General features: G+C 67.7%; 17 protein-coding genes. 10 read left to right on the top strand and 7 right to left on the bottom strand.

The features are described 5' to 3' along the window. The first annotated feature begins 81 nt into the window (after positions 1–81). From DRW48_RS02630 to recN, 7 genes are all read left to right on the top strand, one after another. Positions 82–1014 carry a D-alanine--D-alanine ligase gene (locus DRW48_RS02630; RefSeq protein ID WP_422385744.1) on the top strand — a complete coding sequence of 311 codons (933 nt, stop codon included), beginning with the start codon at positions 82–84 and terminating at the stop codon, positions 1012–1014. Then, a complete protein-coding gene (locus DRW48_RS02625; protein ID WP_114075048.1) occupies positions 1002–2111 on the top strand; it encodes a cell division protein FtsQ/DivIB in 1110 nt (369 codons plus the stop codon). Before DRW48_RS02630 ends, DRW48_RS02625 begins: the two co-directional genes overlap by 13 nt. Before the next feature lie 19 nt (positions 2112–2130). After that, entirely contained in the window at positions 2131–3465 is a 1335-nt protein-coding gene (gene ftsA / locus DRW48_RS02620; RefSeq protein ID WP_114075047.1) for a cell division protein FtsA, read from the top strand. Between the two features lie 217 nt (positions 3466–3682). Continuing rightward, complete coding sequence (gene ftsZ, locus DRW48_RS02615; protein ID WP_114077316.1) at positions 3683–5335, top strand: cell division protein FtsZ; 1653 nt, start codon at positions 3683–3685, stop codon at positions 5333–5335. 202 nt (positions 5336–5537) lie between these two features. Beyond that, on the top strand, positions 5538–6482 hold the full coding sequence (lpxC, locus tag DRW48_RS02610; RefSeq protein WP_114075046.1) for a UDP-3-O-acyl-N-acetylglucosamine deacetylase: 945 nt from the start codon (positions 5538–5540) through the stop codon (positions 6480–6482). Between the two features lie 149 nt (positions 6483–6631). Continuing rightward, positions 6632–7486, top strand: a complete 855-nt coding sequence (locus tag DRW48_RS02605) for an outer membrane protein assembly factor BamD (protein WP_114077315.1) — start codon at positions 6632–6634, stop codon at positions 7484–7486. A gap of 11 nt (positions 7487–7497) precedes the next feature. Further along, positions 7498–9150 (top strand): DNA repair protein RecN, encoded by a 1653-nt coding sequence (gene recN, locus DRW48_RS02600; protein ID WP_114075045.1) that lies wholly within the window; start codon positions 7498–7500, stop codon positions 9148–9150. A gap of 44 nt (positions 9151–9194) precedes the next feature. Here recN and DRW48_RS02595 read toward each other — a convergent pair whose 3' ends face one another. The 4 genes from DRW48_RS02595 to DRW48_RS02580 all read right to left on the bottom strand — a co-directional run bounded on the left by DRW48_RS02595 (position 9195) and on the right by DRW48_RS02580 (position 12618). Beyond that, a complete protein-coding gene (locus DRW48_RS02595; protein ID WP_162784661.1) occupies positions 9195–9461 on the bottom strand; it encodes a hypothetical protein in 267 nt (88 codons plus the stop codon). A gap of 93 nt (positions 9462–9554) precedes the next feature. Further along, a complete protein-coding gene (gene mmsB, locus DRW48_RS02590; protein WP_114075043.1) occupies positions 9555–10439 on the bottom strand; it encodes a 3-hydroxyisobutyrate dehydrogenase in 885 nt (294 codons plus the stop codon). Between the two features lie 5 nt (positions 10440–10444). Then, entirely contained in the window at positions 10445–11458 is a 1014-nt protein-coding gene (locus DRW48_RS02585) for an enoyl-CoA hydratase/isomerase family protein (RefSeq protein WP_114075042.1), read from the bottom strand. Continuing rightward, entirely contained in the window at positions 11455–12618 is a 1164-nt protein-coding gene (locus DRW48_RS02580) for an acyl-CoA dehydrogenase family protein (RefSeq protein ID WP_114075041.1), read from the bottom strand. Before DRW48_RS02580 ends, DRW48_RS02585 begins: the two co-directional genes overlap by 4 nt. Before the next feature lie 160 nt (positions 12619–12778). Between DRW48_RS02580 and DRW48_RS02575 the strand changes: the two genes are divergently transcribed. After that, complete coding sequence (locus DRW48_RS02575; RefSeq protein ID WP_114075040.1) at positions 12779–14215, top strand: NCS1 family nucleobase:cation symporter-1; 1437 nt, start codon at positions 12779–12781, stop codon at positions 14213–14215. A gap of 80 nt (positions 14216–14295) precedes the next feature. Here DRW48_RS02575 and DRW48_RS02570 read toward each other — a convergent pair whose 3' ends face one another. Then, the gene (locus tag DRW48_RS02570) at positions 14296–15795 is read right to left on the bottom strand and encodes a CoA-acylating methylmalonate-semialdehyde dehydrogenase (RefSeq protein WP_114075039.1); all 1500 of its coding nucleotides are present in this window, start codon (positions 15793–15795) and stop codon (positions 14296–14298) included. A 174-nt stretch (positions 15796–15969) separates the two neighbouring features. Here DRW48_RS02570 and DRW48_RS02565 point away from each other — a divergent pair, with 174 nt between their 5' ends. Beyond that, on the top strand, positions 15970–16419 hold the full coding sequence (locus tag DRW48_RS02565) for a CBS domain-containing protein (protein ID WP_114075038.1): 450 nt from the start codon (positions 15970–15972) through the stop codon (positions 16417–16419). Between the two features lie 96 nt (positions 16420–16515). Further along, entirely contained in the window at positions 16516–17022 is a 507-nt protein-coding gene (coaD, locus tag DRW48_RS02560) for a pantetheine-phosphate adenylyltransferase (protein WP_114075037.1), read from the top strand. A 352-nt stretch (positions 17023–17374) separates the two neighbouring features. On the opposite strand, the gene aroC is transcribed toward coaD, so the two are convergent. Then, on the bottom strand, positions 17375–18478 hold the full coding sequence (gene aroC / locus DRW48_RS02555) for a chorismate synthase (RefSeq protein WP_114075036.1): 1104 nt from the start codon (positions 18476–18478) through the stop codon (positions 17375–17377). A gap of 70 nt (positions 18479–18548) precedes the next feature. Beyond that, positions 18549–19370: an ABC transporter permease gene (locus DRW48_RS02550; protein ID WP_114075035.1), complete on the bottom strand. Its 822-nt coding sequence runs from the start codon at positions 19368–19370 to the stop codon at positions 18549–18551. Between the last annotated feature and the right edge of the window lie 141 nt (positions 19371–19511).

Here is a 19511-nt window from a genome sequence, read left to right as displayed (position 1 = left end):
GACACACGACCTCGGACAAACCGGGGCGGGGATCGGCAACCAGACCCCGGCGCCAAAGCCGGGGCGTGAGGCAAAACGAACGTGGCGGGCATGTCGAGCAGGGCAGCCCAGACCGTCGCCGTCCTGTCAGGCGGACCCTCGGCCGAACGCGAGGTGTCCCTGTCGACCGGACGTGAATGCGCGAATGCGCTGCGGCGGGCGGGCTTTGAAGTCATCGAGGTCGCTTTGGCGGCCGATGCGGGCGCGAGCCTGCAAGGTCGGCTGGCTGAAGCCCAGCCCGACGTCGTGTTCAACGCCCTCCACGGGCGTTGGGGCGAGGATGGTTGCGTGCAGGGCCTGCTGGAATGGCTGGGCCTGCCCTACACCCATTCGGGCGTGCTGGCCTCGGCCCTTGCCATGGACAAGACCCGCGCCAAGGCCGCCTTCCGCGCCGCCGGTCTGCCCGTGGTGGAGAGCGTCATCGCCCCCGCTCACGAGATCGCCAGCCGCCACGTCCTGCCGCCGCCTTATGTGGTCAAGCCGAATGCCGAAGGCAGCTCGGTCGGGGTGCATATCGTGCGCGAGCGCAGCAACGGCTTTGCCCCGGTCGCCGGTGCCACCGCCCCGCTGATGGTCGAGACCTACGTGCCGGGCCGCGAACTGACGGTTGCCGTCCTCGGTGATCGTGCGCTGGGCGTGACCGAGATTCTGACGAATGGCTGGTACGACTACGACGCGAAATACGCGCCCGGCGGCTCGCGCCATGTCTGCCCGGCCGATATTCCCGCCGACATCGCCGCGCTTTGCGCCGATTATGCCCTGCGTGCGCACCGGGCGCTGGGCTGCCGCGGCCTCAGCCGCACCGATTTTCGCTGGGACGACGCGCGCGGCTCTGATGGCCTGATCCTGCTGGAAATCAACACCCAGCCCGGCATGACCCCGACCTCACTGGCGCCCGAACAGGCGGCGGCTGCGGGCATGGATTTTCCCGCGCTCTGCCGCTGGATCGTGGAGGATGCGCTGTGCAAGGACTGAGGCCGTCGTTCTTTGGCGATGAGGGCGCCGCGCGTCCGGCACCGATCCGGCCGGCCGGTGCACGCCCCGACCCGCTCAAGCGCGCGGTGCGGCGCGATCCCGCACCCTCGCGGCTGGCCTATCGCCTGAACCGGCTGTGGCTGACGCCGATCTATCGCAAGATCGTCCGCGTCGGCCTGCCGGCCTTCATGATCGCGATGGTCTGCGGGCTGTGGCTGTCGGACCCTGACCGCCGTGCCGGGCTGACCGGTAGCATCGATGGGCTGGTCGACCGCATCCAGCACCGGGACGAATTCATGGTCAGCGCGATGCGCATCGACGGCGCCTCCGAGGCGGTCGACCGGGCGCTCCGGGCCATGTTGCCGGGGCCGCTGCCGGCCTCCAGCTTCGACATCGACCTCGAGGCGCTGCGCGCCAAGGTGCTGAAGCTCGATGCAGTCAAGACGGTCGAGTTGCGCATTCAGCCCGATGGCGTCCTGTCCGCCGTTGTGACCGAGCGCGCGCCGGCGATGCTCTGGCGCCATGCCCGGGGCCTCGAGGTGCTGGACGATACCGGACACCGAGTCGCCTCGGTCACCGGCCGCGACGTGCGGGGCGACCTGCCGCTGATCGCGGGCGAGGGCGCCGACAAGGCCGCCCCCGAGGCAATGGCGCTGATCGACGCCGCCGGTCCAATTCTCCCCCGCGTGCGCGGGCTCGAGCGGGTGGGCGAGCGGCGATGGGACGTGACCCTCGACCGGGGCCAGCGGATCATGCTGCCGGCCGACGCGCCGCTGGTTGCGTTCGAGCGCGCGATCGCCATGCAGCGCGATGCCGCAGTGCTGGACCGCGACGTCAGCGTGGTCGATCTGCGCGATACCGGCCGGCCGGTGCTGCGCCTCGGCCTCGATGCGCAGAACGCGATCCGCCGCGCCCGCGCCCAGCCCGAGCTGGGACCAGACGGCCAGCCGATTGAGCCAAAGGCTGAAGCGGTCGCGTCCAAGGGGAAGACGGGTGGCGCCAAGACCGCCAAGACCAAACCCGCCAGCAGCAAGACCAAGACCGCGCCGAAAGCGGCAGCGAAAACCAGCAAGCCCGGCGCGAAGCCGGCGGCGTGATGAGGGGAAAGACGCAGGCATGAGCGAGCTTTATCAGGTCCAGCGAACCATGCGGGCGATGCGCCGCGCCGCGCTGCAACGCGGGCTGATCGCGGTGCTGGACGTCGGCACCAGCAAGATCGCCTGTCTGGTGCTGCGGTTCGACGGTCCCGGCCAGTTTCGCGCCGATGGCGGCGTCGGCCCGATGGCCGGCCAGTCCAATTTCCGCGTCATCGGCGCCGCCACCACCCGCTCGCGCGGGGTGCGCTTTGGCGAGATCGACACCATGACCGAGACCGAGCGGGCGATTCGCACCGCCGTCCAGGCAGCGCAAAAGCTGGCCGGCGAGCGGGTCGATCACGTCATCGCGTGCCTCTCGGGCGGCCGGCCAGCATCCTATGGCCTCGCCGGAGAGATCCCGCTGCCTGCCGGCAAGGTGGCCGAGACCGACATCGCCCGCGTCCTGTCGGCCTGCGACACGCCCAGCTTCGGCAAGGGCCGCGAGGTGTTGCACGCCCAGCCGGTCAACTTTGCCGTCGATCACCGCAGCGGACTGAACGACCCGCGCGAGTTGGCGGGCAATCGCCTCGCGGTCGATCTGCATGCGCTGACCGCCGATGGCGATGCGCTGGGCAGCCTGGTTCACTGCATCCGGCGCTGTGATCTGGAACTGGCCGGCGTTGCCTCGTCGGCCTATGTCAGCGGCCTCGCCAGCCTCGTCGAGGACGAGCAGGAACTGGGCGCGGCCTGCATCGACCTCGGAGGCGGCAGCACCGGCGTTTCGGTCTTCATCCGCAAACACATGATCTTTGCCGACGCCGTGCGGCTGGGCGGCGATCACATCACCGCCGACATCGCCAAGGGGCTGCGCGTCAGTCATGCGGTGGCCGAGCGAATCAAGACCCTCAACGGCGGCATCGAGGCGACCGGCCGCGACGACCGCGAGATGATCGAGCTTGGCGGCGAGACCGGCGACTGGGAAACCGACCGCCGCAGCGTCAGCCGCGCTGACCTGATCGGCATCATGCGCCCGCGGGTCGAGGAAATCCTGGAGCGGGTGGCCGAGGTGCTGCAGGCGGCCGGGTTCGAACACATGCCCAGCCAGCAGATCGTACTGACGGGCGGAGGCAGCCAGATTCCCGGCCTCGACGGGCTGGCAGCCCGGATGCTTGGCCCCTCGGTTCGCATCGGCCGGCCGCTTCGGATCCAGGGTCTGGCGCATCAGTTGACCGACCCTTGCTTTGCCTCGGCCGTCGGTCTGGCGCTGTTCGCGGCCCATCCGCAAGACGAGTGGTGGGACTTCGAGATGCCCGCCGACCGATACCCCGCGCGCAGCCTTCGCCGGGCCTATCGATGGTTCCGCAACAACTGGTAATGTCTGCCGGCGCTTGCGGCCCCATATGGTGACGAGTCGGCAAGATACCGCCGATTCGCACAGAACTGCCCACATGATTTTGTGGCCAAGTTGTGGTTTTCGGGTGACGCGTCGGCCATTAGCGGGCAAACTACAGGCAATGAACCGGGGGACGGTTCGGACGGCGGTGGCAGCGCGATCGGGCGAAAAGTCCGGCAGGAACAAGGATACGGGCCAGATGGGACTGAACCTGATGATGACGGATGACGAAGAGCTGCGGCCGCGCATCACGGTCTTTGGCGTCGGTGGAGCGGGCGGCAACGCGGTCAACAACATGATCGAGAAGCAGCTGGATGGGGTCGAGTTTGTCGTCGCCAACACCGACGCGCAGGCGCTGGCCCAGTCCCGTTCGACCAACCGCATCCAGATCGGCCCCAAGCGCACCGAGGGTCTTGGCGCCGGCGCTAACCCCGCCATCGGCGCTGCCGCCGCCGAAGAGACGATCGAGGATATCGTCGATCACCTGATGGGCGCCCATATGTGCTTCATCACCGCGGGCATGGGCGGCGGCACCGGCACCGGCGCCGCCCCGATCATCGCCCAGGCCGCGCGCGAGATGGGTATCCTGACCGTCGGCGTCGTGACCAAGCCGTTCCAGTTCGAGGGCTCCAAACGCATGCGGCAGGCCGATGCCGGCATTGAAGCGCTGCAGAAGGTCGTCGACACCCTCATCATCATTCCCAACCAGAACCTGTTCCGGCTGGCGAACGAGCGCACGACCTTTACCGAAGCCTTTGCCATGGCCGATGACGTGCTGCACCAGGGCGTCAAGGGTGTGACCGACCTGATGGTCCGCCCAGGCATCATCAACCTCGACTTCGCCGACGTTCGCGCTGTGATGGACGAGATGGGCAAGGCCATGATGGGCACTGGCGAGGGCGAGGGCGAGAACCGCGCCGTGCAGGCCGCGGAAAAGGCCATCGCGAACCCGCTGCTCGATGAAATCAGCCTCAACGGCGCCAAGGGCGTGCTGATCAACATCACCGGCGGCGACGATCTGACCCTGTTCGAACTGGACGAGGCCGCCAACATCATCCGCGAGAAGGTCGACCCGGACGCCAACATCATCGTGGGCTCGACCCTCGACAACTCGCTGAACGGCGCCGTGCGCGTCAGCGTCGTGGCCACCGGTATCGACGCCGAGGTCGTGACCGAGGTGCCGCACCCCCGCCGCACGATGTCGGCGCCGCTGACCCAGACCCCGCCGGTCACCCAGTCGCGCGATATCGCCGCTGCCGAGGACGATCTGGCCGTGCCGCCGCGCCGCACTGTCGCGCAGCAGCAGCACGCCGCCCCCGTGGAGGCGCCTGCCGCCCCCGCGCGTGCCCCGCTGGAGCGTCCGCAGGCGCATAACAGCCGCGCATCCACCCCGGCCGCTGACGACCTGCCCGAACCGGCCTATCGCCCGGCGCCAGAGCCGCGCATGGCCCCGGTGCGCTTGACCGACGATGCCGCCAGCTTCACCGCCCCGGCCCGTCCGGCGGGCCAGGCCAGCCAGCAGGTCATGGACCGCCTGTCCGCCGCCGTAAGCCGCCACAACGACGCCCCGCGCGCCCGTCCCGCTGCCGCGCCGACCCCCGCCCCGCAGCAGCACCAGCAGCAAGCGCAGAACGGCCGCATGGGTGGTCTTGCCCGCATGCTTGAGCGGATGTCCGGGCATGGCGACGCCCCGGCTGCCGAGCGCCCGAGCGCCGCGACCTTGGCCGAGCGGGTCAGCGAGCGGGTCGCTGCGCGCCGTCCGCAGCGCGACGAATTCGAGGGAATCGATGACCCTGACCGCGCCAGCGATCCGGTTGAAATCCCTGCTTTCCTGCGCCGCCAGGCAAACTGAGGCGCAAGCCGCCGTCACATCCGTGAGAGCGAGAGCATCAAGGGCCACCCGCAAGGGTGGTCCTTTTCGCATTCCGGCCCCGCGTGCGGGCTTTCGTGTTTCATCCGGTTACAAATCGTTAATTGAGGAGCGACGGGCGGCCTCCTAGCTCTTGTGACAAGGCGCCGCGGACAAGGACGGCGCAGTACAAAGGACGTCGGCCATGCAGGCAACTCTCAATCAGATCGCGCGCTTCCGGGGGGTCGGCCTTCACTCGGGCGCCTCCGCACGTCTGGCGATCAACCCTGCACCCGAAAACCATGGCATTGTCTTTCGCCGCACTGACCTGCCCGGTCGCCCGACCATCCCGGCACTGTGGGACCGCGTGGTGCCGACCCCGCTCTGCACCCGGCTGCAGGGCGAGGACGGGGTCACCATCTCGACCATCGAGCATGTCATGGCGGCGCTGGCTGGCACCGGCGTGCACAACGCGCTGATCGACCTCGACGGGCCGGAAGTGCCGATTCTCGACGGCTCGGCCCAGCCCTTCGTCGAGGGCATCCTGGATGCCGGCATCCGCCGCCAATCCGCCCCGCTGCGCGTCATCCGCGTGCTGCGTCCCGTCACCGTCAGCGAAGGCGGTGCCACCGAAACGCTGGAGCCCGCGGACCAGTTGGAGATCGATTTCTCGATCGACTTCACCGAGCCCGCGATCGGCCGCCAGCACAAGCGCCTCGACATGGTCAACGGCAGGTTCGTCAGTGAGTTGATGGACAGCCGCACCTTCTGCCGCCAAGCGGACGTGGCCGCGATGCAATCGCGCGGACAAGCGCTCGGCGGCACGTATTTCAACGCCGTCGTCGTGGACGGCGCGCGCGTGCTTACGCCGGGCGGGCTGCGCCACGCGGACGAGCCGGTGCGCCACAAGATGCTGGACGCGATGGGCGATCTGGCCCTGGCCGGGGCACCGCTGTTGGGACGTCTGACCGCCAATCGCGGCGGTCACGCGCTGACCAACCGGCTGCTGCGCGCGCTGTTTGCCGACCCCGAGGCCTATGCCTGGGAGGTCTGCGCCCCCGCCCTGACATCCCGCCTGCCGGGCGCCGGGCTGGACCTGCACCCGGTGCCCTCCGCAAGCCAGGGGCTGCGGGCGCTGGCGACTGCCTAAGGGCTGGCAATTGCCGCTGAACTTTTCCCGCGAATGCCATTTTGCGCCCCCGGTTTTTCTATGCTAGCAGATCGGGGCTGCGCGCGGGCCGGGGCCATATTGCATGGCCCCCGCCCGGTGCGGTGGACGTAATGGACAGGCGGGACGGCATGGCGGGAATCGCATCCAAGGCAACCCTCGTCGCGCTCACCGTCTCGGTGGCGCTGCTGGCTGGCTGCGGCCAGCGTGGCGGCGGGGCATCGGGCACGCGAGCGCCGCTCGACGCGTTCACCGCCGAGCAGATCTACAAGCGCGGCGAGTTCGAATTGGAAAACTCGCAGCGGCCCAAGGAAGCGGTCTATTACTTCTCGGAAGTCGAGCGGCTGTATCCGTATTCGGACTGGGCCAAGCGCGCCCTGATCATGGAAGCCTACAGCTACCACAAGGCCCGCAACTACGAGGAGGCGCGGGGCGCCGCTCGACGGTTCATCGACAGCTATCCGGGCGATGACGACGAAGCCTACGCGAAATACCTGCTGGCCCTCAGCTATTACGACCAGATCGACGATGTCGGCCGCGACCAGGGCCTGACCTTCCAGGCCCTGCAGGCACTGCGCGAGGTGATCGAGCAGTATCCCGACAGCGAATACGCGCGCAGCGCGATCCTCAAGTTCGACCTGTCCTTCGATCACCTCGCCGCCAAAGAGATGGAGATCGGGCGCTTCTACCTGAAGGGTGGACATTACACGGCGGCGATCAACCGCTTCCGTGTGGTGGTTGAGGAATACCAGACCACGACCCACACCCCCGAGGCGCTCCTGCGCCTGGTCGAAGCCTATCTGGCCCTTGGCCTGACCGACGAGGCACAGACCGCAGGCGCGATCCTGGGTCACAACTTCCAGTCCTCGCCCTTCTATGGTGATGCCTTTGCGCAGCTGCGCGGTCGCGGCCTCGCCCCGCAGGCGCGGGGCAAGAGTTGGCTGACAGACGTCTATCGCCAGGTGATCCAGGGGCGCTGGCTGTAAGGGACGCGCCGATGCTGCGGAATCTCGAGATCCGCGACATGCTGCTGATCGACCGGCAGGCGCTGGAGTTTGGCCCGGGCCTGAACGTGCTGACAGGTGAGACAGGCGCGGGAAAGTCGATCCTGCTGGATTGCCTCGGCTTTGTGCTGGGCTGGCGCGGCCGCGCCGATGTCGTGCGCGTGGGTGCTGCGCAAGGCGAGGTTACGGCGGTTTTCTCGCTGCCTGCCGGCCATCCCGCGCATGAACTGCTGGCCGAGGCCGGGCTGTCCGGCGATCCGGGCGAGGACCTGATCCTGCGCCGCACTGCAAGCCCGGACGGGCGCAAGACCGCCTATATCAACGACCGCCGCAGCAGCGCTGAGGTGCTGCGCAGCCTGTCCGATGTCCTGGTCGAATTGCACGGCCAGCAGGACGACCGCGGCCTGTTGAACCCGCGCTGTCATCGGGCGCTGCTGGACGCCTTTGCCGGCCTCGATCTCGCGCCACTTCGCGCCGCCTGGACCGCCCGGCGCACGGCCGAAGCAGCGGTCGAGGCGCATGTCGCCCAGATGGCCGCCGCCCGCGCCGAGGAGGATTTCCTGCGCCACGCCGTGGCCGAGTTGGACAAGCTGGATCCGCAGCCGGGCGAGGATGCCGTTCTGGACACGCGTCGCCGTGCCATGCAAGGGGCCGAGCGGATCCGCGGCGATATCGTCAAGGCGCTGTCGGCCCTCGGGCCGCAGGCCGCGGAGGGCCAGTTGATCGACGCCAGCCGCTGGCTGGAAGGCGCGAGCGACGCCGCGCCAGAGGGCAGCCTGGACGAGCCCATCGCCGCCCTTGGCCGCTGCCTGATCGAACTCGGCGAAGCTGCGTCCGGCGTCGAGGCGGCGCTAGCCGACATGGACTTCGACCCGTCCGAACTGGAGGCGGCGGAGGAGCGGTTGTTCGCCATTCGCGCCTTGGCCCGCAAGCATGATGTGCTGGCCGACGATCTGGGAACGCTCGCCGCCGACCTGCGCGAGCGGCTCGGCCGGCTTGACGCGGGCGAGGGCGATCTGGCCCGCCTGCGCGGCGCGGCCGCCGACGCCGAGGCCGCCTACGCCGAAGTTGCCCAGTGCGCCACCGCCCAGCGGACCAAGGCCGCCAAGGCGCTCGACAAGGCCATGGCCGGCGAGCTGGCGCCGCTGAAGATGGAGCGCGCGCGGTTTGAAACCCTGATCGAGCCGGGCGAGCCGGGCCCTTCCGGGCAGGATGCGGTCAGCTTTTCAGTCGCGACCAACCCCGGTGCGCCGGCCGGGCCGCTGGACAGAATCGCTTCGGGCGGCGAGCTATCGCGTTTCCTGCTGGCGCTGAAGGTCTGCCTCGCGCGGGGCAACGAGGCGGTGACGATGATCTTTGACGAGATCGATCGCGGCGTGGGCGGCGCCACCGCGGACGCCGTCGGGCGTCGTCTGGCGCGGCTGTCCGAGGATGCCCAGGTGCTGGTCGTCACCCACGCCCCGCAGGTCGCGGCGCGTGCCGGGTCCCACTTTCGCGTGTCGAAGGCGGTGGCGGGCGGCGAGACGCGCTCGCAGGTGGTGCTGCTGGATGAGGCCGAGCGGCGGGACGAGATCGCGCGCATGCTCGCGGGCGAGCGGATCACCGATGCGGCGCGCGCCGCAGCTGACGCCCTGCTGGCTGGCTGATCCCGATGACATAAGCGCTAACTGCGCTGAGCGGGAAATGGGCGTTAATCGAGCAGCCGCGTCACCGGGCGCAGGATCGCGCGCAGCACGCCATTGTCCAAATCGATCCGCACCAACTCGCCCGCCACAACGGCGTATTGGGTGCCATCCGGCACCGTTCCCAACCCGTAGCGGCCAGGATTGCTGACCCAGTGAATCTCGTCAGGCGCGATGTAGCTGCCGACCTCCAAAGGGGCCGGGGCCGCGGGTGCGGTCGGGGCTGGGGACTTCAATGCCAATAGGGAAGAGCTGCCGATGACGACAGCGGACATGCCAGCTGCGACCAAACAGGGGATGCGTCTCATGTCTTTGCCGGTTCAGAACGATTTGGAACCTAATTGAGTCTCGTGCGATTAGGTTCCGTCCTAATCATTCAGCTGTCCGTGTGCGCGCGCCAGAAAGCGGGGCAGCATGGCAGAAAAGTCACGTCCGCGGCCGCCCTCGGCTTCAACAAAGCTCGCGTAAAGATCGGCGGCCATGGCGCCAAGTGGCGTGTCCGCGCCAGCGCCCGTTGCCGCATCTTGTGCCAAACGCAGGTCCTTCAGCATCAGTTCCGCGGCAAATCCGGGGCGATAATCGTTGTCGGCTGGGGTGGTCGGGCCGACGCCGGGCACCGGGCAATACGTGTTCACCGACCAGCTGGACCCTGACGAGGTGGAGACCACGTCAAACAGACGCGCGGCATCCAGCCCGAGCTTGCTGGCCAGTGCAAACGCCTCGCAGGTGCCGATCATGGTGATCCCGAGGATCATGTTGTTGCACAGCTTTGCGGCCTGACCCGCCCCGGCATCGCCGCACAGAACAGTCTTGCTGCCCATCACGTCGAAGAGGGGGGTGACGCGCCCGAACACTTCTGGCGGGCCGCCAACCATGAAGGTTAGCGTGCCGGCCGCTGCACCGCCGACCCCGCCCGAGACTGGAGCATCCAACGCGCCGATGCCCTTGGCCTGCGCCTCGGCCGCCACATCGCGGGCGCTGGCGACATCGACGGTCGAGCAATCGCACAGAATCGTGCCGGCGCGCATCGCCGGCAGGACCTGCGCCGCGACGTCGCGCAGAATGGCGCCGCTGGGCAGCATGGTGATGACGACCTCGGCGTCACGCACGGCGTCCTGCGCGCTTTGTGCGGCGAGGACCCCGTCCGGCACCTCGACCGACAGATCGAACCCGGTCACGACATGGCCGGCCCGGGCGAGGTTCGCGGCCATCGGGCCACCCATGTTGCCCAATCCGATGAAACCGATTTGCATGGCCGTTACCCCTCGTCCCGCTGCCAATCCAACTCGCGCGTGCCCAGCGGCGCCAGCATCGCATCGACCGCCGCCCGGTCCGATGGCGCGGCCCAGGCAGGCTTGCGGTCCTTGTCGATGATCTGGGCGCGCACGCCTTCGACGAAATCCGCCTGCGCTGTGGCGCGATGGGAAAAGCGATACTCGCGCGCCAGCGATTGTTCGATGCGACGGTCGCCGCGGGCGGCCCGGATCATCGCCAGCGCGGTCGCCATGCTGAGCGGCGAGTTCCGGCGCAGCGGCGTCAGCGCGCCCTCGTTCCCGGCGTCAGCCAGCGCGGCGGTGATATCAGCCACCTGCGCGCCGCCAAAGGCCGACAGGTCGGCGCCCTCCAGCGGGGCCGGCGGGGCGGGGTGCTGGGGCAGGGTGCCGACATCGCCGCTCTCGGCCAGCCGGTCGATAGCGGCGGGCCATTCGCCCTCGGGGATGTAGCGGTCGGCAAAACCCGCGTGGATCGCGTCGCCCGGCCCCAGGCGCGCGCCGGTCAGGCCCAGATACTCGCCGATCCGGCCCGGCGCGCGGGCCAGCAGCCAGCTGCCGCCGACATCGGGGATCAGGCCGATGCCGCATTCGGGCATGGCGACCTGCGTGCTGTCGCCGACAATCCGCTGGCTGGCATGGCCGCCGACGCCGACGCCACCACCCATGACAAAGCCCTGCATGAAGGCGACGACGGGCTTGGGGTAGTTCGCGATCTGCGCGTTCATGCGGTATTCGTCGGCGAAAAAGCGACGGCCAACCTCGTGATCGCCGGCCGTGGCGGCGTGCCAGAGTGCGGCGATATCGCCGCCGGCGCAGAAGGCGCGCTCGCCCGCGGCGTCGATGATCACAAGCGCGATTTCCGGGTCGTCCTGCCACTCGGTAAGGGCCGCGGCGATCGACAAGGCCATCTGATGGCTCAGCGCGTTTAGCGCCGCTGGCCGGTTCAGGGTGATGCGTCCGGCGCGGCGGTCGCGGCGGATCATGATATCCTCGGTCATGCCCGGCCCCCCATGGCGTCGCGTTCCGCCAGCAAGGCGCGGCTGATGATCACGCGCATGATCTCGTTGGTGCCTTCGAGGATCTGGTGCACCCGCAAATCGCGCACGATCTTTTCGATGCCATAGTCGGCCAGATAGCCGTAGCCGCCGTGCAGTTGCAGGCAGCCATTCGCCACCTCGAAGGCCCGGTCGGTCACATGCAGCTTGGCCATCGCGCAGAACTTGCTGGCATCGGGCGTCCGGTGGTCCAGCTTCCACGCGGCCTGCCGCAGAAAGACGCGCGCGGATTGCAGGGCAGTTTCCATTTCAGCGAGCCGGAACTGCAGCGCCTGGAAACGGTCAAGGCTTTGGCCAAAGGCCCGCCGCTCGCCCATGTAGGCGACCGTGGCGTCCAGTGCGGCCTGCGCCCCGCCAAGGGCCCCGGCCGAGATGTTCAGCCGGCCCCCGTCCAGCCCCGCCATGGCATAGGCAAAGCCGCGCCCTTCCTCGCCCAGCAGGTTTTCCGGTGGGATCACGCAATCGTCGAACTGGACCTGCGCGGTGGGCTGTGCGCGCCAACCCATCTTGTCCTCAAGCGCGCCGAAGCTGAGGCCGGGTGTGCCGTCCTCGACCACCACGGCGCTGATGCCGCGCGGCCCCTCGCCGCCGGTGCGCACCATGGTCAGGTAGACGTCCGAATATCCCCCGCCCGAGATGAAGGCCTTGGTGCCATTCAGCCGCCAGCCCTCGTTCGTCCGCTCGGCCTTGGTGCGCAGGGCGGCGGCGTCGCTGCCGCTTCCTGGCTCCGTCAGGGCATAGCTGAAGATCTTGTTCAGGCTGGTCAGGTCGGGCAGCCAGCGGGCCTTGTCCTCGGCCGAGCCGAACTTGTCGATCATCCCGCCGCACATGTTGTGGATCGACAGAAAGCTGCCGACCGCCGGGTCGGCCATGGCCAGCGCCTCGAACACGAGGGTCGCATCGAGGCGTGAGAGGCCGGCGCCGCCCCATTCCTCGCTGACATAGATCCCACCGAGCCCAAGCTCGGCTACCCTGGCCCAGAGCGCCTTGGGGATCGTGCCCTCGGCTTCCCAGCGGCGCGAATTGGGCGCGATATGTTCGGCCCCGAAGTCGCGCGCCATGTCAAAGATGGCCTGCTGTTCTTCGCTCAAGCCGAAATCCATGATGCCTCCGGGAAATGGCGCGCCGCAGGGCTAGGGCGCAAGTGTTGCAGCAGTGTTGCAATGCGCACCCGCGCGCGACGTTGCCGCAGCCATCCGTCGACGGGGCAGCATGACGAAGGCAATGTGACAACAGGCTGACGCCGCGCGAGGAACCCGACCCATGTACAACATACCAGACGCCTCCCCGTCCCTCATCAACGAGGACCTTGCCCCGGCCACCGAACGACGCTGGGGCGCTTTTTCGATCTTCAACGTGTGGACATCGGATGTCCACAGCCTGTGGGGGTACTACCTCGCAGCCTCGCTGTTCCTGCTCTGCGGCAGCCTGCTGAACTTTGTCATCGCAATCGGCCTCGGCTCGCTGGTGATCTATGGGTTGATGACGCTTGTGGGCAACGCAGGCGTGCGGACCGGCGTGCCGTTCCCGGTGCTGGCGCGGGCCTCGTTCGGTACCTTTGGGGCCAACGCCCCGGCGCTGATCCGCGGCGTCGTGGCCTGCTTCTGGTATGGCGCCCAGACCGCGGCCGCGTCAGGCGCGCTGGTGGCGCTGCTGCTGCGCTATCCGGACATGCTCGCGTTCCACGAATCCAGCCACATGCTCGGCCATTCGACGCTTGAGGTGATCTGCTACGTGATCGTCTGGGCGCTGCAGTTGCTGATCATCCTGCGCGGCATGGAAACGGTGCGCCGCTTTCAGGACTGGGCTGGACCCGCAGTCTGGGTGATGATGCTGTTCCTCGCGATCTACCTGGTGGTGAAGTCCGGCACCTTCAGCTTTGGCTCGGAGATCCCGCAGGACGTGCTGGTCAAGGCGACGGCCGAGGCCGGGATCACCACCGCGCCCGGCACCTGGCCGACGCTTATGGCCGTGGCCGCGACCTGGATCACCTATTTCGCTGCGCTCTACCTGAACTTCTGCGACTTCTCGCGTTATGCCACGTCGGAGCGCGCGGTCCGGGTCGGCAACATGTGGGGTCTGCCGGTGAACCTGCTGGCCTTCTGCCTGGTCGCGGGCGTCACCACGACCGCCGCCTATTCGGTCTATGGCGAGGTGCTGCTGCACCCTGACCAGATCAGCGCCAAGTTCGATTCGTGGTTCCTCGCGGCGCTGGCCGCGCTGACCTTTGTCGTCGCGACCCTGGGCATCAACGTGGTTGCGAACTTCGTGTCGGCCTCGTTCGACTTCTCGAACGCGGCGCCGCGTCTAATCGACTTCAAGCGGGGCGGGCTGATCGCCGCGGCCATCGCCCTGATCCTCTACCCCTGGGCGCCATGGGAGACAGGGGCGACGCATTTCGTGAACTTCATCGGCTCGACGATGGGGCCGATCTTCGGGATCATGATGGTCGATTATTACCTGCTGCGGCAGGGCCGGCTGAATGTCGCCGACCTCTATCGCGAGAATGGCGAGTTCCGGTTCAACAATGGCTGGCACGGCAAGGCGTTTATCGCGCTGTTCATCGGCATGGTCTTCAGCTCCATCCTGCCGACCTTCACATCGATCCTGCCGTCCTGGTGGGGGATGTACGGCTGGTTCTTCGGCGTCGCCATCGGCGGCGGCACCTACTGGCTGCTGCGCAGCGGGGACATGCGCTGAGATGCAAAAGGGGCGCCGCCGGGCGCCCCTTTTTTTGATGGATATCCAACGCGCGCTTCAGCCAGAGGCCTTGGCCCTCGTCAGTCGATCGCGCGGAAGTGGAATTCGCCGCCTTCCTTGATGCCGCTGGGCCAGCGAGAGGTGACGGTCTTGGTCCGGGTATAAAACCGGAAGGCGTCGGGGCCGTGCTGGTTCAGATCGCCAAAGCCCGAGCGCTTCCAGCCGCCGAAGGTGTGATAGGCCAGGGGCACCGGGATCGGCACGTTGACGCCGACCATGCCGATATTGCAACGGCTGGCAAAGTCGCGGGCGGTGTCGCCGTCGCGGGTAAAGATTGCCGTGCCGTTGCCGTATTCGTGGTCCAGCGTCATCTGCAGCGCATCCTCATAGGTCTGCGCACGGACCATGGTCAGGACCGGGCCGAAGATCTCGGTCTTGTAGATGTCCATGTCGGTGGTCACGCGGTCGAACAGATGCGGGCCGACGAAGAACCCGTCCTCATAGCCCTGCAGTGCAAAGTCGCGGCCGTCGACGACCAGCTCGGCGCCTTGCTCGATACCGCTGTTGACCAGCCGCAGGATGTTTTCCTTGGCGGCCTTGGTCACGACCGGGCCGTAATCCACGTCCTTGCCGGCGGTGTAGGGGCCGACCTTCAGCTTTTCAATCCGCGGCACCAGCCGCTCGACCAGCGCATCGGCGGTCTTGTCGCCGACCGGCACGGCGACCGAGATGGCCATGCAACGCTCGCCCGCGGCGCCGTAGCCGGCCCCGACCAGCGCGTCGGCCGCCTGGTCCAGGTCGGCGTCCGGCATGATGATCATGTGGTTCTTGGCGCCGCCAAAGCACTGCGCGCGCTTGCCGGTCCGGGCGGCATTCTCATAGATGTACTGGGCAATCGGCGTCGAGCCGACAAAGCCGACTGCCTGGATCACCGGGCTTTCCAGCAGCGCGTCCACCGCCTCCTTGTCGCCATTGACGACCTGCAGCACGCCGTCGGGCAGGCCGGCCTCCTTGAAGAGTGCGGCCAGCATCATCGGCACGGTGGGATCACGTTCGGAGGGCTTCAGGATCACTGCGTTGCCGCTGGCCAGTGCCGGACCCAGCTTCCACAGCGGGATCATGGCCGGAAAGTTGAACGGGGTAATGGCCGCGACCACGCCCAGCGGCTGGCGCATGGAATACATGTCGATGCCGGGGCCGGCGTTGTCGGTGAACTCGCCCTTCAGCAGATGCGGTGCGCCGATGGCGAACTCGATCACCTCCAGCCCGCGCTGCACGTCGCCCTTGGCGTCGGGGATGGTCTTGCCATGCTCGGCGGACAGCGCCTCGGCCAGCTTGTCCATGTCGCGGTTGATCAAGCGGACCATCTCCATCATCACGCGACCGCGCTTTTGCGGGTTGGTTGCGCCCCAGGCGCGCTGCGCGACGCTGGCCGCCTCGATGGCGGCGTCGATCTCGGCGCGGCTGGCCAGGGCGACCTCGGCCTGAACCTCGCCCGTGGCCGGGTTATAGACGTCCGCCTTCCGGCCAGACGCGCCCTGCACCTCGGTGCCGCCGACCCAGTGTCCGATCTGTCGCATTGCAGTGCCCCCTGTGCTTGATGATGGCGGCACGATAGGGGCGCGGACGCTCATGGCAAGACCCCGCCATGGGGCAGGCGGCCGGGTGCCTCGGGCCTGAGGCGGATTGACGCAGCGCCGGGGGCAGTTCACCCTTTGATTGCGCGACGTCAATCCAAGGGGGAGGGGACGCTTATGCTGGTCAACCAGATACTTGTGATGAAGACAGCCCCGCAGGGCGGCAACCCGGTCGTCACGATTGCCCCCGATGCCAGGGTCGAGGACGCGGCCCGCACCATGGCCGAGCTGCGGATCGGCGCGCTGGTCGTCTCCGAGGATGGCCAGCGGCCGGTCGGCATCCTGTCCGAGCGGGATATCGTGCGCGAGATCGGGCGCCGCGGCGGCGGCATCCTGAACGAGCCGGTGCAGGCGATCATGACCGGACGCATCATGACCTGCCATTCCGGCGATGACGCACTGGCAGTGCTGGAGCGCATGACCGAGGGGCGTTTCCGCCATCTGCCGGTGGTGGACGAGGATGGGATCATGCTGGGGCTGGTGTCGATCGGCGACGCCGTCAGCGGCCGCCTGAAAGAACTTGCGGCCGAAAAGGATGCCCTGACCGGCATGATCATGGGCGTTTGAGGGAGGGCCCGTCGGGGGTCGTTTCCGCGGGGGCAGCTTGCAATGGCGCGCCGCTTGCCGTCCTGTGCGCCGAGGGCGCATAGCAGCGAGGGCAGGATGCGGATCGGCTTTTACCCCGGAACGTTCGACCCGATCACGCTGGGCCATGTCGATATCATCGAGCGGGCCATGGCCCTCGTCGACCGGCTGGTGATCGGCGTCGCCATCAACCGGGACAAGGGGCCGCTGTTCTCGCTGGACGAGCGCGTGGCCATGGTTGATGCGGAATGCGCCAACATCACCCGCCGGACGGGTGGCGAAATCCTGGTGCGGCCGTTCGAGAACCTGCTGATCGACATCGCCCGCGATGTGGGCGCAACGGTCATCGTGCGCGGGTTGCGGGCCGTCGCGGACTTTGAATATGAGTTCCAGATGGTCGGCATGAACCGCGCACTCGACAGCTCGATCGAGACGGTATTTCTGATGGCGGACGCCCGCCGGCAGGCGATCGCCAGCAAGCTGGTCAAGGAAATTGCCCGCCTCGGCGGCGATGTCAGCAAGTTCGTGACGCCCGCCGTGAACGAGGCGCTGCGCGCGCGGTTCGACCATGGAGGCGGCAAATGAGCGATCCGCGACCCACCGATCCCACCGACCCGTTTCCCGATCCTATCCCGGACCCGATTCCCGCGCCCCATCCCCTGCCTGGCCCGTCACCGGATAGGCGCTCGGACTAGGCGGGGAATTCCTAGAGTGTTACGCCGACTGCACCCGCTGCCGTCCCTCGCTTAGGACCAGCCCGGCGGTCCTTGAAAATCGGGCTGTGCTCCCCTCTCGCTGCCCGAAACCTCGATCGGCAGCCCATGGCTATTAGGCCGATACCTAATTGCCTGTTTCGCGCCGCTACCGCTTCCCCAGACTGCTAACGAGCAGTCGTCTTCATTAGGCGGGCGTCTCCAGGGCTTTCGAAGCTGGCGCCTCAGTTCCCGATCTTGCCCCGCACGCCGCCTGTCTGGCCGCGGTCCATCAACAGGTGGTCCAGTACCACGCAGGCGGCCATCGCCTCGCCCACCGGCACCGCGCGAATCCCCACGCAGGGATCGTGGCGGCCCTTGGTCACCAGATCCACCTCGCCACCCGACTTGGTCACACTGCGCCTCGGTGTCAGGATCGAACTGGTCGGCTTGACTGCAAAGCGCACGACGATGTCCTGGCCACTGGAAATCCCGCCTAGGATGCCGCCGGCGTGGTTCGACAGGTACGCGGGGACGCCATCCACCATGCGCATCTCGTCCGCGTTCTGGGTGCCCCGCAGGGCGGCGGCGGCCATGCCCTCGCCGATCTCGACGCCCTTGACGGCGTTGATCGACATCATCGCCGCGGCCAGGTCGGTGTCGAGTTTGGCATAGATCGGCGCGCCCAGGCCGGGCGGGCAATTCTGGATGAGCACCTCGACCATGGCGCCGACCGAATCATGGTCCATCCGGATAGCATCGAGGTAGGCGGCCCAGTCATCGGCGACGCTGGCGTCGGGACAGAACAGCGGGTTGCGCGTCACCTCGGCCAGATCGATACGGGCGCGGTCGATATGACGCTCTCCGATCTGGACCATGTAGCCGGTGATCGCGACCTCCGGTGCCAGTTGGCCCAGCACGGCGCGGGCCACACCGCCGGCCGCGACCCGCGCCGCGGTCTCGCGCGCCGACGAGCGGCCGCCGCCGCGATAATCGCGCAGCCCGTACTTGAGGTGATAGGTCAGGTCCGCATGGCCCGGCCGAAAGGCCTGCGCGATCTCGCCATAGTCCTTCGATCGCTGGTCGGTATTCTCGATCATCAACTGGATCGGCGTGCCGGTCGTCAGACCCTCGAAGGTGCCCGACAGGATGCAGACCGCATCCGCCTCCTTGCGCTGGGTTGTCAGGCGCGACTGGCCGGGACGGCGTCGGTCCAGCCAGGGCTGGATGTCGGCCTCGGTCAGGGGAATGCCCGGGGGCGTGCCGTCGACCGTGCAGCCGAGGGCCGGGCCGTGGCTCTCGCCCCAGGTGGTCACGCGGAACAGGTGGCCGAAAGTGTTGTAGCTCATGCATGCGCCCCTGATGGATCGTGACCGACCGCTTAAGCCAGCCCCGCCGGGCGGTCCACCGCCGCGGCGGTCAGCGCGCCGCCGCCCAGCTGACCGATTCCGCGCGCCGGGTCACGAACTCGGCCATCAGACCGATCATCAGCACTGCAAGGCTGAAATACACCGGATAGGTGACCGAGCTGTGGTGCGGCGTGTAGTTGATGAAGGCATAACCGCGGGCCTGGTCGATGACGTGGAACAGCGGGTTCCAGTCGAAATAATGGATCATGAAGCCCGGCAACGCATTGGCCAGGAACATCTTGCCCGAGGCGACCATCTGCACACGCGAATAGACGTTCGTACCGATGCTGGCGATCTGAGGTGCCCAAGGCTTGATCGCCAGGAAGATCATGCCGATCGCCGCCCCGGAGAACCAGGCGAGCAGCATCATCCACACGGCGCCAACCGGGTCTTCCAGCGTGAAGGGTTTCACGAGGTAATAGATCCCGAGGATCGCGAGAGCCGCGAAGGTCGTCCGATAGAGCGAGGACAGCGCCCCCGCCGAGATGACCACGGCGGTTGTCATCGGCCCGTGTTTCATGATCGCCTGGCTGCTTCCCCCCGCCCCGGCCACCGCCTGCACCGCCATCGTATGGGCTTGGTAGAGAAAAACCCCACTCATCACGTAAACCAGAAAATCGCCCCGCACGGGCGACGTGCGCACGCCGAGCAGGTAATACATGGACATGAAACCGGCGATCATCACGACCGAGCGCACTGCCGTCATCAGCAGCCCGATGATCGGGTTGCGGTCGGTCGCGCGAAGGTTGTGCACCGTGACCGTATAGATCAGCGACAAGGTCGACGTCGCTGCGTCGAGCATTGTGCGATTGCGAGTGGTCGGCACGAACATCGGGGCGATCCTCGGGGGACAGGGCGGGCTTCTGGGCGGACGGGCAGGTCAGGAACACCGGCAACAAGGCTGCGCGGAGCGTGCCTTGCTCATCATTCTGGCCCGGACCATAAGGACTGGGCGTGTGCGTATCAATCCGTG

It is taken from the genome of Paracoccus suum (genome assembly GCF_003324675.1).
In the GTDB taxonomy this organism is placed as follows: Bacteria; Pseudomonadota; Alphaproteobacteria; order Rhodobacterales; family Rhodobacteraceae; genus Paracoccus; species Paracoccus suum.
Note: the sequence above shows the minus strand (reverse complement) of the source record. Positions and strands in the feature narration are given on the sequence as shown.

Coding starts and splice junctions, on each gene's coding strand:
- ftsA (WP_114075047.1), top strand. CDS start 2,131: ATGAGCGAGCTTTATCAGGTCCAGCGAACCATGCGGGCGATGCGCCGC.
- ftsZ (WP_114077316.1), top strand. CDS start 3,683: ATGGGACTGAACCTGATGATGACGGATGACGAAGAGCTGCGGCCGCGC.
- lpxC (WP_114075046.1), top strand. CDS start 5,538: ATGCAGGCAACTCTCAATCAGATCGCGCGCTTCCGGGGGGTCGGCCTT.
- DRW48_RS02605 (WP_114077315.1), top strand. CDS start 6,632: ATGGCGGGAATCGCATCCAAGGCAACCCTCGTCGCGCTCACCGTCTCG.
- recN (WP_114075045.1), top strand. CDS start 7,498: ATGCTGCGGAATCTCGAGATCCGCGACATGCTGCTGATCGACCGGCAG.
- DRW48_RS02595 (WP_162784661.1), bottom strand. CDS start 9,461: ATGTCCGCTGTCGTCATCGGCAGCTCTTCCCTATTGGCATTGAAGTCC.
- mmsB (WP_114075043.1), bottom strand. CDS start 10,439: ATGCAAATCGGTTTCATCGGATTGGGCAACATGGGTGGCCCGATGGCC.
- DRW48_RS02585 (WP_114075042.1), bottom strand. CDS start 11,458: ATGACCGAGGATATCATGATCCGCCGCGACCGCCGCGCCGGACGCATC.
- DRW48_RS02580 (WP_114075041.1), bottom strand. CDS start 12,618: ATGGATTTCGGCTTGAGCGAAGAACAGCAGGCCATCTTTGACATGGCG.
- DRW48_RS02575 (WP_114075040.1), top strand. CDS start 12,779: ATGTACAACATACCAGACGCCTCCCCGTCCCTCATCAACGAGGACCTT.
- DRW48_RS02570 (WP_114075039.1), bottom strand. CDS start 15,795: ATGCGACAGATCGGACACTGGGTCGGCGGCACCGAGGTGCAGGGCGCG.
- DRW48_RS02565 (WP_114075038.1), top strand. CDS start 15,970: ATGCTGGTCAACCAGATACTTGTGATGAAGACAGCCCCGCAGGGCGGC.
- coaD (WP_114075037.1), top strand. CDS start 16,516: ATGCGGATCGGCTTTTACCCCGGAACGTTCGACCCGATCACGCTGGGC.
- aroC (WP_114075036.1), bottom strand. CDS start 18,478: ATGAGCTACAACACTTTCGGCCACCTGTTCCGCGTGACCACCTGGGGC.
- DRW48_RS02550 (WP_114075035.1), bottom strand. CDS start 19,370: ATGTTCGTGCCGACCACTCGCAATCGCACAATGCTCGACGCAGCGACG.